Source organism: Stenotrophomonas sp. (assembly GCF_032056425.1).
Taxonomy (GTDB): Bacteria; Pseudomonadota; Gammaproteobacteria; order Xanthomonadales; family Xanthomonadaceae; genus Stenotrophomonas.
Map to the genome: position 1 here is coordinate 44,550 of NZ_DAMBCN010000024.1, position 13,776 is coordinate 58,325.

The 13,776-nt window shown below is 64.3% G+C and carries 18 protein-coding genes and 2 pseudogenes; 12 read left to right on the forward strand and 8 right to left on the reverse strand.

Annotation, left to right across the window (positions count from 1 at the left end):
• Nucleotides 1-42 precede the first annotated feature (42 nt).
• From RTY46_RS15250 to RTY46_RS15260, 3 genes are all read left to right on the forward strand, one after another.
• Nucleotides 43-798 (forward strand): tetratricopeptide repeat protein, encoded by a 756-nt coding sequence (locus RTY46_RS15250; RefSeq protein ID WP_312709412.1) that lies wholly within the window; start codon nt 43-45, stop codon nt 796-798.
• A 464-nt stretch (nt 799-1,262) separates the two neighbouring features.
• Nucleotides 1,263-1,628, forward strand: a complete 366-nt coding sequence (locus tag RTY46_RS15255; RefSeq protein ID WP_312709415.1) for a hypothetical protein — start codon at nt 1,263-1,265, stop codon at nt 1,626-1,628.
• Nucleotides 1,629-2,135: a hypothetical protein gene (locus RTY46_RS15260; protein WP_312709417.1), complete on the forward strand. Its 507-nt coding sequence runs from the start codon at nt 1,629-1,631 to the stop codon at nt 2,133-2,135.
• A gap of 85 nt (nt 2,136-2,220) precedes the next feature.
• Here RTY46_RS15260 and RTY46_RS15265 read toward each other — a convergent pair whose 3' ends face one another.
• Both RTY46_RS15265 and RTY46_RS15270 read right to left on the reverse strand, forming a co-directional pair.
• Nucleotides 2,221-2,520 (reverse strand): hypothetical protein, encoded by a 300-nt coding sequence (locus tag RTY46_RS15265; protein WP_312709419.1) that lies wholly within the window; start codon nt 2,518-2,520, stop codon nt 2,221-2,223.
• An 89-nt stretch (nt 2,521-2,609) separates the two neighbouring features.
• Nucleotides 2,610-2,894: a hypothetical protein gene (locus tag RTY46_RS15270; RefSeq protein ID WP_312709420.1), complete on the reverse strand. Its 285-nt coding sequence runs from the start codon at nt 2,892-2,894 to the stop codon at nt 2,610-2,612.
• Nucleotides 2,895-3,258: 364 nt separating this feature from the next.
• Between RTY46_RS15270 and RTY46_RS15275 the strand changes: the two genes are divergently transcribed.
• The 3 genes from RTY46_RS15275 to RTY46_RS15285 all read left to right on the forward strand — a co-directional run bounded on the left by RTY46_RS15275 (nt 3,259) and on the right by RTY46_RS15285 (nt 6,017).
• A complete protein-coding gene (locus tag RTY46_RS15275) occupies nt 3,259-3,819 on the forward strand; it encodes a fasciclin domain-containing protein (RefSeq protein WP_108753113.1) in 561 nt (186 codons plus the stop codon).
• Between the two features lie 273 nt (nt 3,820-4,092).
• The gene (locus RTY46_RS15280; RefSeq protein WP_312709421.1) at nt 4,093-4,917 is read left to right on the forward strand and encodes an AraC family transcriptional regulator; all 825 of its coding nucleotides are present in this window, start codon (nt 4,093-4,095) and stop codon (nt 4,915-4,917) included.
• A gap of 17 nt (nt 4,918-4,934) precedes the next feature.
• Nucleotides 4,935-6,017, forward strand: coding sequence for an alpha/beta fold hydrolase (locus RTY46_RS15285; protein ID WP_312709423.1), 1,083 nt, complete (start codon nt 4,935-4,937; stop codon nt 6,015-6,017).
• A 25-nt stretch (nt 6,018-6,042) separates the two neighbouring features.
• On the opposite strand, the gene RTY46_RS15290 is transcribed toward RTY46_RS15285, so the two are convergent.
• Complete coding sequence (locus RTY46_RS15290) at nt 6,043-6,207, reverse strand: hypothetical protein (protein ID WP_312709425.1); 165 nt, start codon at nt 6,205-6,207, stop codon at nt 6,043-6,045.
• A 52-nt stretch (nt 6,208-6,259) separates the two neighbouring features.
• Here RTY46_RS15290 and RTY46_RS15295 point away from each other — a divergent pair, with 52 nt between their 5' ends.
• On the forward strand, nt 6,260-7,174 hold the full coding sequence (locus RTY46_RS15295; RefSeq protein ID WP_312709468.1) for a LysR family transcriptional regulator: 915 nt from the start codon (nt 6,260-6,262) through the stop codon (nt 7,172-7,174).
• Nucleotides 7,175-7,263: 89 nt separating this feature from the next.
• Nucleotides 7,264-7,707 carry a Rid family hydrolase gene (locus tag RTY46_RS15300; RefSeq protein WP_312709427.1) on the forward strand — a complete coding sequence of 148 codons (444 nt, stop codon included), beginning with the start codon at nt 7,264-7,266 and terminating at the stop codon, nt 7,705-7,707.
• Nucleotides 7,708-8,168: 461 nt separating this feature from the next.
• On the opposite strand, the pseudogene ligD reads toward RTY46_RS15300, so the two are convergent.
• Together ligD and RTY46_RS15310 are read right to left on the reverse strand one after the other, a co-directional pair.
• Nucleotides 8,169-9,545 (reverse strand): annotated as a pseudogene (gene ligD / locus RTY46_RS15305) (DNA ligase D); the annotation flags it as partial.
• A 4-nt stretch (nt 9,546-9,549) separates the two neighbouring features.
• Nucleotides 9,550-9,783 (reverse strand): annotated as a pseudogene (locus tag RTY46_RS15310) (DUF892 family protein); the annotation flags it as partial.
• Nucleotides 9,784-10,106: 323 nt separating this feature from the next.
• Between RTY46_RS15310 and RTY46_RS15315 the strand changes: the two are divergent.
• The 3 genes from RTY46_RS15315 to RTY46_RS15325 all read left to right on the forward strand — a co-directional run bounded on the left by RTY46_RS15315 (nt 10,107) and on the right by RTY46_RS15325 (nt 11,527).
• Complete coding sequence (locus RTY46_RS15315; RefSeq protein ID WP_108753124.1) at nt 10,107-10,604, forward strand: DUF892 family protein; 498 nt, start codon at nt 10,107-10,109, stop codon at nt 10,602-10,604.
• A gap of 69 nt (nt 10,605-10,673) precedes the next feature.
• Nucleotides 10,674-10,964: a hypothetical protein gene (locus RTY46_RS15320; RefSeq protein ID WP_312709429.1), complete on the forward strand. Its 291-nt coding sequence runs from the start codon at nt 10,674-10,676 to the stop codon at nt 10,962-10,964.
• Nucleotides 10,961-11,527 carry an isochorismatase family cysteine hydrolase gene (locus RTY46_RS15325; protein WP_312709431.1) on the forward strand — a complete coding sequence of 189 codons (567 nt, stop codon included), beginning with the start codon at nt 10,961-10,963 and terminating at the stop codon, nt 11,525-11,527. The genes RTY46_RS15320 and RTY46_RS15325 overlap by 4 nt, the downstream gene beginning before the upstream one ends.
• Before the next feature lie 11 nt (nt 11,528-11,538).
• Here RTY46_RS15325 and RTY46_RS15330 read toward each other — a convergent pair whose 3' ends face one another.
• From RTY46_RS15330 to RTY46_RS15340, 3 genes are all read right to left on the reverse strand, one after another.
• Entirely contained in the window at nt 11,539-11,961 is a 423-nt protein-coding gene (locus RTY46_RS15330) for a BLUF domain-containing protein (RefSeq protein WP_312709432.1), read from the reverse strand.
• Between the two features lie 86 nt (nt 11,962-12,047).
• Complete coding sequence (locus tag RTY46_RS15335) at nt 12,048-12,827, reverse strand: DUF72 domain-containing protein (protein WP_312709433.1); 780 nt, start codon at nt 12,825-12,827, stop codon at nt 12,048-12,050.
• 1 nt (nt 12,828) lies between these two features.
• Nucleotides 12,829-13,191, reverse strand: coding sequence for a hypothetical protein (locus RTY46_RS15340; protein ID WP_312709436.1), 363 nt, complete (start codon nt 13,189-13,191; stop codon nt 12,829-12,831).
• Nucleotides 13,192-13,373: 182 nt separating this feature from the next.
• Here RTY46_RS15340 and RTY46_RS15345 point away from each other — a divergent pair, with 182 nt between their 5' ends.
• On the forward strand, nt 13,374-13,775 hold the full coding sequence (locus tag RTY46_RS15345) for a response regulator (protein WP_312709437.1): 402 nt from the start codon (nt 13,374-13,376) through the stop codon (nt 13,773-13,775).
• Nucleotide 13,776 lies beyond the last annotated feature (1 nt).

Below are 13,776 nucleotides of genomic sequence, written 5' to 3' on the forward strand. Positions count from 1 at the left end.
CTCCCACTATAGTGCCTGCCCCCACAAGGACCAGGCACCCACATGCCCTATATCGGAATCGGACTCCACGTACTGGCCGCCATCTTCTTCGCAGTCCACGCCATCCGCTCAGGCCAGAGCCTCTACTGGCTCCTCCTGCTCTTCTCATTCCCGCTACTCGGCAGCGTCGTCTGCTTCCTGGCGATCTACTTTCCGGAAGCCCGCCACTCTCGCGGGGCCCGGCAGGCCATCCGCTCTGCCAAGCAGCTGGTGAACCCCGGCCAGGATCTGCGCAACGCGCGGGCCGAGCTGGCGCGCACGCCCACCGTGCAGAACCGGGTTCGTCTGGGCATGACGCTGCTCGATGCTGGCCAGGCCGAGGAAGCCCGAGACCTGCTGGAGCACGCCGCCAGCTCGCCGCTGGGCGACGATCCTTACATCCTGACCGGCCTGGCCCGCGCTCGCCTGGATTCCGGCCACGCCGCGCTGGCCGTGGAGACGCTGGACGGCCTGTTCGCCCGCCACCCGGATACCCGCCGCAAGCCGGTGCAGACCCTGCTCTACGCGCAGGCACTGGCCGAAACCCAGTCGCCCGACGCCCGCGCGGCATTCGAGCGCGCAGTGGACTGCGGGAACGATGCCGCCGCACGTTGCCTGTATGCCGAATGGTTGATGGCACAGCCGCAGCCGGCCGATCGGGATCAGGCCCGCAGCTTGTTCGACAGCATCCTGGACGACGCCAAGCACTGGTCGCGCCACGCGCGCAGCCACAATGCCGCGTGGCTAGAGCGGACCAAGGTGGCGATGAAGGCCCGATAACCGCCGCTCGCCGAGAGCATCGGCATGTCGCATCTGCCCTGCCCGAGGTCGCTGCAGTCGGTTCGCGACAACGCACTCGCCTGAACCGCCAATGCCGCCGGAAGCCTTGTGTGCCAAGGCATCAGCAATGCCGCGAAATTTGCAACGATTCTGAAAATGTTGAAAGCAGTGACGGCATCGGCCCTACTGCCTTGGCATTGAGCGCAACCGGGCGTATTCCTTGCCGGGCCACCGAAAACGGGTGGTCGGGGTCTCGAAAATCCCGGTTGTGCAACTGATGTTTACGCTTGCCAGTCGGCACCACCTGCGCGTGGTGTCGGCTGGCAATCCGTCTGCCGGCTATGGCGGGCGGTGCGTGGGGGCTTCGTGCCCGCCCGGGCTTAGTTGCACACCGGATTTTCGAGCCACGCATCGTCCGCCACCTTTATCGGTGGCGGCTTCTGCCTGCACGCAAGGAGCCCGCCATGACCGCACCCTACTCCCCTGCCCCGCATTCCATCCAGGAACCGCCGGCAGCCGATCCTGCACCAGACCCCAACACCCTTACGCAGTTGCTGCGCAACATCGGTGCTGGTGCCGCCGCCGATGGCCAACCCTGGCCCGAACGCCACCCGCTACGCAGCCGACAGATTGCGCTGGCCGACGGCGATTGCGCCCTGGCTGGCCAGCGCGTGGTGCAGGAATTGCTGCTGGCCGCCGAGCGCGCCCGCCAGAACGGAGACCCCGACCAGGACGTGGGCGACCGCGTAATGGAAGGCCTGGCCATGGCCTGCCTGGCGCTCAATGTCTTCATTCAGGAACGCGTGCGGCCGCTCGGCGTAGGTTCGTAAGTGAGGTCGTTCGTCTCGTCTGGCCTGATGGTCATCGCCGGGCTGGCCGCTATTGCCTTGTTGCCCTGGCCGCAGAGCGCAGCCGAAGAGACGTGGGTCTATCCGAAGGTGGGATTCGCGGAGTTCGAGAAGCTCTATGGCAGTGCGCACGGATTTGCTTCCGAGCGCCGAGCAACGGGCTTCACGATCTACCCGGCGGATGCCGTTGCGCGCTCTTTCCAGGTGCGCTGCAAAGGCTTTCCCGTGCTGCGGGTGGAGCGCACAAAACCGACGGTCGCGCTGCGTCTGCCGGCAGACGCTCTCCAGCGTGCGCCTGAAACTGAGGCGCTGTACCTGGATCTGCAGCAGCTGATGGCGTTCAACCAGATTGAGGGTGTCAGCGTTCCCGATGGGCGAGCCCGGCCGTGGTGGCGGGCCGGGCCCGTGGTGCCCAGGAATGAGCGGTGTGCGCCGCCATCTGGTGGCCGGTTGATTGACTGGTACCGCACCCTGCGTTCGGTGTTGTGAGCGTTGGTGGAGCGGAATCGGTTCTGGTGATGGGGTGCTGAGGGGATTAGTCGAGCAAGCTCGACTCTACTCATGGCGCGACGAATCATTCCAGCTTTCTATGGAAGATCCAGAATGCGTCTTCTTCAGGAAGCTGCGGACGCTGTGCGGTTCGGATCTCGGCCTCTATGTTGATTTGCCGAGCGAAGTCTGCAATCACCTCGGTTTCAATGCAGGAGATAGCATCTTCAAGATGATCGTCAACGTCCCGATCCAGGAAAAAGTGCAGAGTGAAATTGTCCGGCCCCGTCACGAGGGCACATACCGCCACAAGTGAAGGAAACACTTCGCCGATCAGTGCACGGCTGACGCTGAGAAATATCTCTGCCCGGAAGCTATTCGGCATGGATAAGGCCTGGAGGGTGCGATGCGGATGTCATTTCTTGCACGGCGGATACGTCCATAACAAGCGGCGCTGGGATATCCGTCCCTTCCCTACGCAGCAGGCCAATCGGTTCCGTCAGGGCCACCTTCCCGGCGCACGTCATTGATCATGCCTGTGTGCATCTCCATCAAGCGCTCGAGTACACCACCCAGCTCATCCATGGCCTCAGCACTATTGCCGTTGGCCAACGACTGTCTTGCGTGCTTCAGATCGGCAATCAGCCCCTGCAGAGTGTCTGACTGCATCGCAACTGCAGGATTCCTGCGGCCAGGAAAATGCACGGTCGCGTTGTTTCCCGGCTCACCGTATACCGAAATAGACATCATCTTCTTCATATTTCCGGCGTGACCTGATTGTGGAGACAAGATTTGTCGAGGTTCCTCTGAACACATCGACCAGAGAGCGCCCCTCTGCTTCATGCTACCTGAGCCGATATGCCGGATGAACGCTCCGGCCACGCACCGCGCGCATGCTCGCGGTCGAGGCACGGCAGTCCGTGAAGAGCCGCGCCCATTCGTCACGCTATGCCAATGTGGTTGAACCATTCAGAAGATAGCTCATGTTGGGCGCATCCAACCTCGGCTACTGGCACGTAGGCAGGTGGACAACGCACCAGGGCTGTTCGCTCTGGCGCGTGATCCGCAGGATTGCCTGCACCCATCCAGGGGCCTGATGGCCTCTGCAAGCGAGGACACACACATGCGTACCCAGATTCAGCGTCTTGCCATTGCCGCCGGTATTGCAGTTGCCTGTGCGGTACCCACCGCGTTCGCCGCCGATAACCCGATGGTGGGAGGCGTGCCGATGTATGCGAACAAGACGATCGTGGAAAACGCGTCCACCGCCAAGGACCTCAGCACGCTGGTAGCTGCGGTAAAGGCCGCCGGCCTGGTGGAAACCCTCAGCGGCAAGGGTCCGTTCACCGTATTTGCGCCCACCAACCAGGCGTTTGAAAAGCTGCCCGCCGGCACGGTCGACACGCTGCTGAAGCCGGAAAACAAGGCCAAGCTGACCAAGGTGCTGACCTATCACGTGGTATCGGGCACCTATACGGCCGCGCAGCTGACCGCGGCCGCGCGCGGTAACGGTGGCAGCAGCACGCTGAAGACGGTGCAGGGTGAGCCGCTGACCGTGAAGCTGCAGGACGGCAAGGTGTGGGTGATCGATGCCAAGGGCGGCAAGGCATCGGTAACCACGGCAGACGTAAAGCAGTCCAACGGTGTGGTGCACGTGGTGGATACTGTTCTGATGCCGAAGTAACCGCTTGCGCGGCGCGGCGGGACTGCCTCCTGCCGCGCCTGCGCGCGCTTCTTTGCGCGGCTACGCGCATACAGCTTGACCAAAGCAACGATCTGGGTGCGTCGGATGGGGTGTCGGCGGCCCAGTCGAGCAAGCTCGACTCTACTGGGGCGCGAGCCGGTATTGATGAGCAAGCGGTTGGCGTAAGCATCCGCACCCATAGCAAGATTCCGCAAACGACCTCCCCCGCCCTGCGCTACGCTTCCACCCAGTCACCGACACGGAACAGGCGCCATGGGAGCGGCACGCAAGGCATTGTGGTACATCGAAAGCCACTTTGCCGAGAACCCCTCGCTGGCGCAGATTGCCGAGGCGGTCGACCTCTCACCGTTCCACCTCTCCCGGCTGTTCCAGGTCAGCACCGGCACGTCGATGGCGCGCTACCTGCGCGCGCGCCGGCTGACCGAAGCGGCCCGCACCCTGGCTGCGGGCAATGCGCCCATCCTGGATGTCGCCCTGGCGGCTGGCTACGCCTCGCATGCGGCCTTTACCCATGCCTTCACCGAGCAGTTCCAGCTGCCGCCGGAACAGGTGCGCCGCAAGGGCCTGCATGGCCTGGCGCTGGTGGATGCGATCAAGCTCGACGCCCCACCCCTGCCCTGCGCGGTGGAGCCGGTACGCCGCCGGCAGGGCCCGCTACGGGTGGCCGGTGTCTGCGCCCGTCATACCGCGGCGACCGTGGCGTCCATTCCGTCGCAATGGCAGCAGCTGGCGCTGACCCACGAACTGGGCAAGGACATCGCCTTCGGGGTCTGCTGCAATCGTGATGGCGAGGGTGCTTTCGACTACATCGCCGGCATGGAGATCGGCGCGACCGCCGCGCTGCCTTCGGCCTGGCAGGCCGTTTCCATCCCGGCCCGCGACTACCTGGTGGCGTGGCATGCGGGGCACATTTCGGCCATCCGCTCCACCTGGTACTGGCTGTTGAACGACTACCTGCCCCGCTCCGGCCTGAGCCTGGCCGACGCCCCGGACTTCGAACGCTACGACGCCCGCTTCGATGACCGCACCGGCAACGGCGGCGTGGAAATCTGGCTGCCGCTGTCCGACCCGACATGAACCATGGAACTTCTTCCGTGCGAGCCCTGCCCTACGCCTGCCTTCTGCTGTCGTGCTTGTTCGCCCCGCAGGCTTGGGCGTCGGCGCCATCACCCGCGGTGGGCGAGACCCACGGCGTGGCGCACACCCCCAGCGCTGCAGTGCGCGATGCCGGGCACAGCGACGCCGTGCGGTATACCGTATGGTATCCAGCGCAACCCGGTGTTGAAGATCAGCCGCTGGCCATCGGTCCGCCGGGTGAGGTTCTGTTCGTGGCCGGAACTTCCGCCGTCGATGCCCCCGCAAGGCCGGGCCGCTGGCCGGTGCTGCTGCTGTCGCACGGCAATGGCGGCAGTGCCCGAATGATGGGCTGGTTCGGCACGGCCTTGGCGCGCGCGGGCTACGTGGTGGTGGCGGTTGACCACCCCGGCAACAACGGCGTGGACGCGATGACCGAGGCCGGCAGCATTCTGATGTGGAACCGCGCCGATGACCTTGCCGTGGCCTGGGCGGCGGTGCAGGCCGACCCTACGCTGGCGCCGCATCTGGACGCCGGGCGGGTGGGCCTGGTGGGTTACTCTGCCGGCGGGTTCACCGCGCTGGTGGCGGCCGGCGCGCGGCCGGACATGTCCAGGCTGGCCGCGTACTGCAAGGCGTCGCCGAAGGATGGGGTCTGCCTGCCACAGGCGGAGAACCCGGAGCTGACCTTTGAGCGGCGGATGGCCGCGGCCGCAACTCCGGAACTGACGCCGTGGGTGGCCAAGTCGGGTGCGGACCGCCGTATTCCCGGCGTTCGTGCGGTGTTCCTGATGGCGCCGGCGATGGTGCAGGCGTTCGAACCGGCTGAGCTCGCGCAGCTGCACGCGCCGCTATCGGTGGTGGTAGGAGAGGCTGATGCGATTGCCTCGCCGGCCACGAACAGCAAGGTGATTGCCGAGGCGAATGACAACGCGCGAGTGCAGGTGCTGTCCCTGGTGGGGCACTACGATTTTCTGGCGGAGTGCACAGAACTGGGGCGTAACGTCGTAGGAGCGTTATGTGAGGTGAAGGCGGATAAGGCAGGTACGCACCGGGCAGCGATCGAGGAGGCCCGATCGCTGTTTGATGCTGCGCTTCGGTAGGTGGTTCAGTCGAGCAAGCTCGGATCTACGGGTGGACGGCGGCGCGAACACGTTCGACCGCCTTCCGGCTGACGCGGGCTTCGAGGACGTCGGCCAGCCTGGGCAGCTGCTCGCGCCGCAGGCCAGTGTTCATGCTGATGCCAATGTGGGACATCAACTGGGATTCCACCCCCGACATGGCGGCCAGCATGCTGACGGTTCCCAGCTCGCGGCTCTTCTAGTCCAGATTGTCGCGCTCGAAGATGTCGCCGAAGAGGTGGGTGCGCAGGTCCGTAAAGACCCATGATCTGCAGGCGTTCCTGGTGGTGGCGCAGGAGCAGAGTTTCACCAAGGCGGCCGTTCGCCTCGGGGTCACACCCTCGGCGCTGAGGGATTCCATGCGGCTGCTGGAAGAGCGGCTGGGCATCCGCCTGCTGGCGCGGACCACGCGCAACGTCTCCCCCACCGAAGCCGGCGAGCGCCTGATGCGCTCCATTGCGCCGCACTTCGAGACCATCGGCGCCAGCGTGGAAGCGCTGGGCGATCTGCGCGACCGCCCGGCCGGAACGCTGCGGATCTCCTGTACGGATGATTCGATGGAGACCGTCATCCGCCCGCGGCTTGCCGGGTTCCTTGCCGAGTACCCGGACATCACACTTGAGTTCTACGTCGATTACGGCTTCACCAATGTGGTGGAGCAGCGCTTCGATGCAGGCATAAGGCTGGGTGAGGCGCTGAGCAAGGACATGATCGCTGTCAGGGTCGGGCCGGATTGGCGCCTGGTGGTGGTCGGGTCGCCGGAGTACTTCAGGAAACATCCCAAGCCGCGCAAGCCTGCCGACATCACCCGGCAGCGTTGCGTGCATATCCGGCATCGGCCCAACGGTGTCATCTATGCCTGGGAGTTCGAGGAAAAGGGCAAAGAGTTCACCGTGCGCGGCGACGGACCCCTGGTCTTCAACAGCATGATCCACGTCATCAATGCCGCACTGGACGGGCTGGGCCTGGCGTACGCGCCAGAGCCGATGGTGGCCGAGCACATCGCGCAGGGAAGGCTGGTGGCCGCGCTGGACAAGTGGTGGATTCCTTTCCCCGGTTACCACCTGTACTACCCCAACCGCCGGCAGCCCTCGCCTGCGTTTGCGGCGCTGGTGGCGTGGCTGAGGCAGGATCGGTAGGGATTGCCGCCTGCCCTACCCATTTGGGGCAGGCCGGCAGCCACGCCTAGCGGCACACTGGGGTCTTCACCTTTGGAGAGGAACCTGCAGTGAGCACATCCAACCGCAAGACGGCCAGCTTTGGCGTGCCGTGGGAATCGGCCTATGGCTATGTACAGGCGGTACGCGTGAACAAATCGATCTTTGTATCGGGTCAGTTGTCACACACCCCGGAGGGGCAGCTGGTTGCGCCGGCCGCGCTGGGTGAAGATGGAAAGCCTGCCAACTTCGACACCATGGAAGCGCAGATGAAGCGCACCTATGAGAACGCGCAGATCTTGTTGGCTGAGCTGGGCGGATCGCTGGCGGATGTGGTGGAGGAAACCCTGTTCGTCATTGATGTGCCCGCTGCCTTTGCCGCCAGTGGGAAGGTCAGGCCCGCGGTCTACGGCCAGGGGATTCCACAGGTTGCCAGCAATCTGATCGGGGTTTCCGCGCTCGCCTTCCCCGAACAGCTGATCGAAATCGCCTTCCGCGCTGAAGTACAGTCGTAACGCAGCCAGCTGCGCAATGTGAGGCCTTCCCACAAGCGCCCGCAGGCCGCAAGGCGTGCGGGCGCTTTCTGCGGTGTGGCAGTCAGACCTTCCACGGCCGTCGCCGCACATGTTCAACCCGCGGGCCGGACGTCACCAGGACGCGCAGCTCCCACCTCCCAGGGGCGCAGGAAGACGGCGCAATGGCGATCTCCACGACGGCTCCCTTCGAGCGACCTTTCCAGATCCGCAACGGCCCCTCAATCGAAGGGACACACTGAAGTCCCTTCTCGGCGGTCAACGCTGCAAGCTCGGCTTCTGTCTGCAACCCGTCCAGGGCGCTGCACAATGCGTCCAACTGTCCATCCTCTCTACACCGCATCGATCCTTGCCGACTTCCCTCACCAGGCATCAGGCTATCGCCTGCCGGGTCGTCCACGATACTGCGCCGGCTTAACCAGTCAGCATCAGCCTTCGGAACATCACTCGTCCCGAGCCCATCGGGCCAGGTTCTGGCGTAAGGCATCAATTCCTTCCCAAGGATCCCTGCGGCGTCGTTTCAGCTTGGCCGGCACATTCTTGATCGTGAATGCATCGGCGCGCCTCAGCTTGCCCAGGTCGCTCCATGCCAGCGGCATGGCGACCGGTGCGCCAGCCCTGCCCCGCAGCGAATACGAAGCCACTGCCGTGGCACCCCGACCGTTGCGCAGGGAGTCGACAAAGATGCGCCTGTTCCGCAGGGATTCTGTGGCGGTGGCCAGGAACCGTTGTGGCTGCGACTGCGCCAGCGCGTGTGCAAAGCCCTTGGCAAAGCGCTTTGTCAGACTCCAATCGCAGCCGGGATTGAGGGGTACTACCACGTGCAGGCCTTTGCCGCCTGACACGCGCAGGAACGACTCCAGCTCCAGCTGGGCCAGAAGTTTCCGTATATCCGTGGCGACCCTTTTGATTTCAGCAAAGGGCACGTCCGGGCCCGGATCCAGGTCGAACACCATCCGGTCGGCCCAGTCGGGCTCCTCGGCGTGGCTGCCCCAGGGATGAAACTCCAGCGCGTTGAACTGGACCAGTTCCAGAACGCTGGCGGCATCGCGAACCACCAGGTAGTGGGCGTGGATGCCGCGCTCCTCCTTCAACTTGACCGCGTCCACCCGTTCCAGGCGAGCGGTGTGGTGCTTCTGGAAGAAGCAGGGTTTGCCCGCGCCGGCCGGGCAGCGAATGATCGACAGGGGCCGGTCGATCACCTCGGGCAGCAGATGATCCATGACTGCCGAATAATAGTCCCAGACCTCCTGCTTGGTGTAACCGTCGCCAGGGAACAACACCTTGCTGGGAGACGACAGCCTGGGGGGGCGCACGACTGGCCTCGGACGCTACGGCGCTGTAGTCCGCAAGCGCCGCGCGCGACCGCTTTCCGCGCGGGTCATTTCCCTGGGTGGCATGATCAGGGTCGATCAGATCGTCCACGTCCTTGTCGGCCCGGACGGCCTTCAGCGATGCTTGACGCAGGAGCTGCTGGCCCCCTTTTCCCCGATAGAACACTTCCACCACGAACCGCGGTGCGAACCACTTCGCAGTGCGCAGATCCGTGTCCTCGGCGGGGACGTGAGCCGTGGGCGTTGTTCCCCCACCCTGGATCTTTCTGCTGATCGCCTTGATCAGCGTGTCGGAAAATCCGGTACCCACCCGCCCGACGTAGAGCCAACCATGGGTCGGGTCTGGCTTGGCCAGCAGCAACGAGCCAAAGCCGCTGCGGCTGCCTCTGGGGCTGTGTAACCAACCACCGCGAATTCGTCGCTGGCAAGCTGCTTGGTCTTGCGCCAGTCATCGCTACGGCCGCTTTGATACCCGCGATCCGCACGCAGTCATCTTGCCCATCACGTCCTTGAGAGTGGACGGTGATCCGCCCAAGCGCTTGATACAGCGCTCCAGCAGTTCCCGCTGGCCGATCGTCTCTTCAACGTGTTCTTCAATGCGCGCCTTCAGGACCGGATAGTGCTCGATGCGGGACGCCTGCCCCTTGAGCATTGTCTCTGCCTGCTGCTCCATTGCATGTGCATCGCGCAGCCAGTCCAACAGGTTCTCTTTCAATTCCGCCATGGCTCCACTCGCTTTCGTGTTGGTGAACCCCGTATCGGCGGCGGCATGGTGCCCGGGCGACGCATGCGTGAAGGGATGGGCGATGTTTGTGTGAAGCAAGGGCGAACGCTGCCAATGCCCAGAATGGGATGGGTGTGCCGAGAGGCGGTCAGTCGAGCAAGCTCGACTCTACGGGCGTGTTCAATGCGAGATGGGCTAACGTAGTTGCTAAGCCCATGCGATGAGGTAAGCGCAGAGTCTGGATGGCTTCTTCACTGGGTCTTTGAACCGGTTTGTCCGTCGGCCTTCTAGGCTGGCCACTCACTCAACGATGGAGCGCACCCGTGGCGATCAAGACCGCAGAAGACCTGTTCATCCACGAACTCTCTGATATCTACAGCGCCGAGAAGCAGCTGACCAAGGCGCTGCCCCGCTTGGCCCGCGCGGCGGAGAACCCCGACCTGGCCGCGGCCTTCGAAACGCATCTGGAGGAAACCCAAGGCCAGATCGAGCGCATCGATCAGGTGGTGGACGTGCTGGGCATCCGCCTGAAGCGCATCAAGTGCGCGGCCATGGAAGGTCTGGTGGAAGAAGGCAAGGAAGTAATCGATGCCATCGACAAAGGGCCGGTGCGCGATGCTGCGCTGATTGGCGGCGCGCAGAAGGTCGAGCATTACGAAATTGCTTCCTACGGCACGATCGCGGCCTTGGCCAAGCAGCTGGGTTACAAGCAGGCCCTGCCGCTGCTGCTGGAAACGCTGGAGGAGGAAAAGGCCACCGACGAAAAGCTGACCCTGCTCGCCAAGGGGGGCGGCAACGCCAAGGCGGCGCAGGCGGCCTGAGCACGCTGCCTCCGTTCCACGGCGCCGCCGCTGAAGGCGGCGCCTGACTTACGCCCCAGGGAGATCTGCATGTATCCGGATGTACTGGGCTGGGCGGCGACCGCGGTGCTGATGGCTACGCTGATCCGCCAGATGGTGAAGCAGTGGCAATCACCCCACCCGGAAACGGTCTCGAAGTGGCTGTTCCTCGGCCAGATTACCGCTTCGATGCTCTTCACGATTTACAGTGCCCTGCTGGGCGCTACCGTTTTCGTGGTAACCAACGCGCTGCTGTTGATCACGGCGCTTGTTGGCCAGGTCATGGCGCGGCGCCGGCGGCAACGACGTGGAAACCTACCCCGCAATGAGGTGGCGCCATGAGCTCACGCAGCGCGCTGATCATCATCGACCTGTTCAGCCTGTTCGACTTCCCGCAAGGGCGGCGGATGGCGCCGCTGGCCGTACAGGCTGCCGCGAAGGCGTCTGCCCTGCGCGCTGCATTTGACCAGCGCGGCTTGCCGGTGATCCATGCGAACGATAATTTCGGTGATTGGAAGCGTGATTTTCCCGGCCTTGTGGCGGCCTGCCGCAAGCAAGGCGGCGCGGCCGCGCAGATTGCCTCGACCCTTTCCCCGGAGCCGTCCCATTACTTCATTCTGAAGCCCAAGCATTCCGCGTTTCTGGCGACGCCGCTGCCGGTGTTGCTGGCCAAGCTGCAGGTTCGCCGCGTGGTACTCGCCGGAATGGCGCTGGATTCCTGCGTGCTCGCCACAGCGTTGGATGCCAATTCCCGCGAGTACGAAACCGTCATTGCGTGGGAGGCCACGGCCGCCCTGCCCGACCGGCGGCAACCTGCGCTGCAGCTGCTGCAGCGCTCTGATGCGGCAAAGGTATTGGACAACCGGGAGGTGATCGCGCTGCTGGACGACACTGAAGGCGAATAGCGCCCCAGTGATCAGGCCAGGTGGGGCTCGGCCACGGCGGCCAGATAGTCCATGGCCGCCCATGGGCTTCCCTCCCGCCCTGCCCGCTTCACGAAGCCGCGCCAGTCGGCATGGGCGGCCTGGCTCAGTTCGCGATCGCCCGTGGGCAGCAATCGCATCGACCAGCAGGGGAACATGCGCCGGCCCACGGGGCCGCGTGCGAGCTCGATGATTTCGCGGTGGCTGCTGGACGCCAGTATTCGGCCGTAGGCGATTTTCAGGGCGTCTTCGGGACCCTCGATGTACTGCAGGAAGCGCTGCCCATCGAACAGCAGCACACCGGTGATGCCCGCGTCGCGGTTGAATCGGGCTGCGTCTTCCATCAGGTGGGTGAGGCGGTCAGGATCGAGGTCCGGCAGTGCCTCGCTGGCATAGGCGATAGCGCGGTTTACCATGGTGCGTGAAGTGGATTTAGCCTGACAGAGGAATGTACGGATCGCACGTCAACGCGCAGTCTTCGCCCCGCCATTGCGTTGTGAATTCAGTCTGGACGCCGGTTTACCCGTTCCGTTTGCTGCAGAAGCGATTGCAATCGCAGCGCGTTGCCAACCGCATGGCCGTGGGCGGTGTTGTCCAGGATGACCCATGCCGGCCCGGCCATCGCCGATTCCCTGCAGCGGGCTGCCAGAGTCTCCAGATCTGCCTCTTCATAGGCGCTGTAGTACATGCGCGGGCGGCCATGCCAGCGCCAATAGCTCCAGTCTCGTGCGCCGCCGGGCTCGTCAGCGAGCGGGTACCGCGCCGGGTCAGCGGCCACGCGGGCAACACCGTGCCCGGCCAGCATTGCATCGGCCTTGGCAGTAAACCAGCTTGCATGGCGAGGTTCGCAGGCGATGGCGACGTTGCTGCGACGGCGCAGGGCGCGGAAGAACGCCGAAGCCACGCGCCCATCGTAGGCCGCGCTGGGCGGAAGCTGTAGAAGCAGCGCCCCAAGCCGGTCGCCCAGACATTCAACGCCGCACAGGAACGCATCCAGCAACGGTGCCGTGCCCACCAGCGCATGCTCATGGCTGATGGCCCGGGGCATCTTTACGCAGAAGCGGAAGTCAGCCGGCACGCTTTGCGCCCAGCGCGCATAGGTCTCTGGCTTGTGTTGCCGGTAGAAGGATGAGTTCACTTCCACCATTGAAAACCGGGTGGAATAGCGCTGGAGTGCGCTGCCGCCGGGTCCAGACCCGGCCGCTTGCGCAGATGGCAACGACCAGCCCGCGCACCCGACGCGCATGGCGCCCGCCGCGCCCGCGACGTCACCCTCGTTCATGCTATGACCCAGGTGAGGGGCTGGCCGCAGACCACGCGGGCGCGCGGGATGGCGTGGGCAAGGCAACGCCGGAGTTGTCCGGTGCCGGGCATCGTTCATTGGCCGCGGCCAAGGCGTGGTGGATGCGATGTGCATACCCGCGCAGCGTTGGGTCGACCCCGATGATGTAGACGAACCGGCCATCGCAGCGCGGGCGCACCGACTCCAGTCCATCGGTGGATACCAACACCCGCTTCAGCGCTTTCGCCCAGGCCTTGCCCGGCGTGCAGTCCAGTTCCACCACGACAACCCGTTCACCGCAGTCCAGCGGCATGGTTTCCAGCCGCAGCACCTTGGGCTGGTTGGCGCTTTCCCGTTGATTCATGGGTCATGTCTCCCGCAATGGCGACGGCGGAAGTATCCACGGCACGCGCCAACGATGCGTCAATGAAATGCAGTGGCGAGGTGCACGCGCGCTCTTCGCGCCCCGCACACGGCTAAACGTCATTATTTTGATGGTCCGAGGTACACAGTGGACTTAACACACAACACGAGCACGTGAGCCACATGCAAGACCTGGAACGCGGTACGAACAGCGGGTGCAACCTGCTGTTGGTGGAAGATGAATTTGACCTGGCCGAACTCGTTGAACAGGCACTGGTCGACCAAGGCAATGAAGTCACCCACGCCTACAGTGTGTTTGAAGCAATAAGCCTTCTGAAGGACGGGCAATTCGACGCCGCGATCCTCGATATCGAGCTTCGTGACGGCGTGGTGTTCCCGGTGGCCGATCGCTTGGCTGACCTGGGCGTGCCGTACTTGTTCGCTTCCGCCGTTTACGAGCAGGTAGTGCCGGCCCGCCACCAGCGGGCGCGCTTTGTGGCCAAGCCGTTCCATATTCCCCAGTTGCAGGATGCGGTGAATGCCACGATCCAGAAGGGTCGGCTGGGAACCCAACCCAACGGATGAT

Coding starts and splice junctions, on each gene's coding strand:
- RTY46_RS15330 (WP_312709432.1), bottom strand. CDS start 11,961: ATGGTAAACCGCGCTATCGCCTATGCCAGCGAGGCACTGCCGGACCTC.
- RTY46_RS15270 (WP_312709420.1), bottom strand. CDS start 2,894: ATGAAGAAGATGATGTCTATTTCGGTATACGGTGAGCCGGGAAACAAC.
- RTY46_RS15255 (WP_312709415.1), top strand. CDS start 1,263: ATGACCGCACCCTACTCCCCTGCCCCGCATTCCATCCAGGAACCGCCG.
- RTY46_RS15280 (WP_312709421.1), top strand. CDS start 4,093: ATGGGAGCGGCACGCAAGGCATTGTGGTACATCGAAAGCCACTTTGCC.
- RTY46_RS15320 (WP_312709429.1), top strand. CDS start 10,674: ATGTATCCGGATGTACTGGGCTGGGCGGCGACCGCGGTGCTGATGGCT.
- RTY46_RS15325 (WP_312709431.1), top strand. CDS start 10,961: ATGAGCTCACGCAGCGCGCTGATCATCATCGACCTGTTCAGCCTGTTC.
- RTY46_RS15265 (WP_312709419.1), bottom strand. CDS start 2,520: ATGCCGAATAGCTTCCGGGCAGAGATATTTCTCAGCGTCAGCCGTGCA.
- RTY46_RS15335 (WP_312709433.1), bottom strand. CDS start 12,827: ATGAACGAGGGTGACGTCGCGGGCGCGGCGGGCGCCATGCGCGTCGGG.
- RTY46_RS15275 (WP_108753113.1), top strand. CDS start 3,259: ATGCGTACCCAGATTCAGCGTCTTGCCATTGCCGCCGGTATTGCAGTT.
- RTY46_RS15345 (WP_312709437.1), top strand. CDS start 13,374: ATGCAAGACCTGGAACGCGGTACGAACAGCGGGTGCAACCTGCTGTTG.
- RTY46_RS15250 (WP_312709412.1), top strand. CDS start 43: ATGCCCTATATCGGAATCGGACTCCACGTACTGGCCGCCATCTTCTTC.
- RTY46_RS15340 (WP_312709436.1), bottom strand. CDS start 13,191: ATGAATCAACGGGAAAGCGCCAACCAGCCCAAGGTGCTGCGGCTGGAA.
- RTY46_RS15295 (WP_312709468.1), top strand. CDS start 6,260: ATGTCGCCGAAGAGGTGGGTGCGCAGGTCCGTAAAGACCCATGATCTG.
- RTY46_RS15290 (WP_312709425.1), bottom strand. CDS start 6,207: ATGCTGGCCGCCATGTCGGGGGTGGAATCCCAGTTGATGTCCCACATT.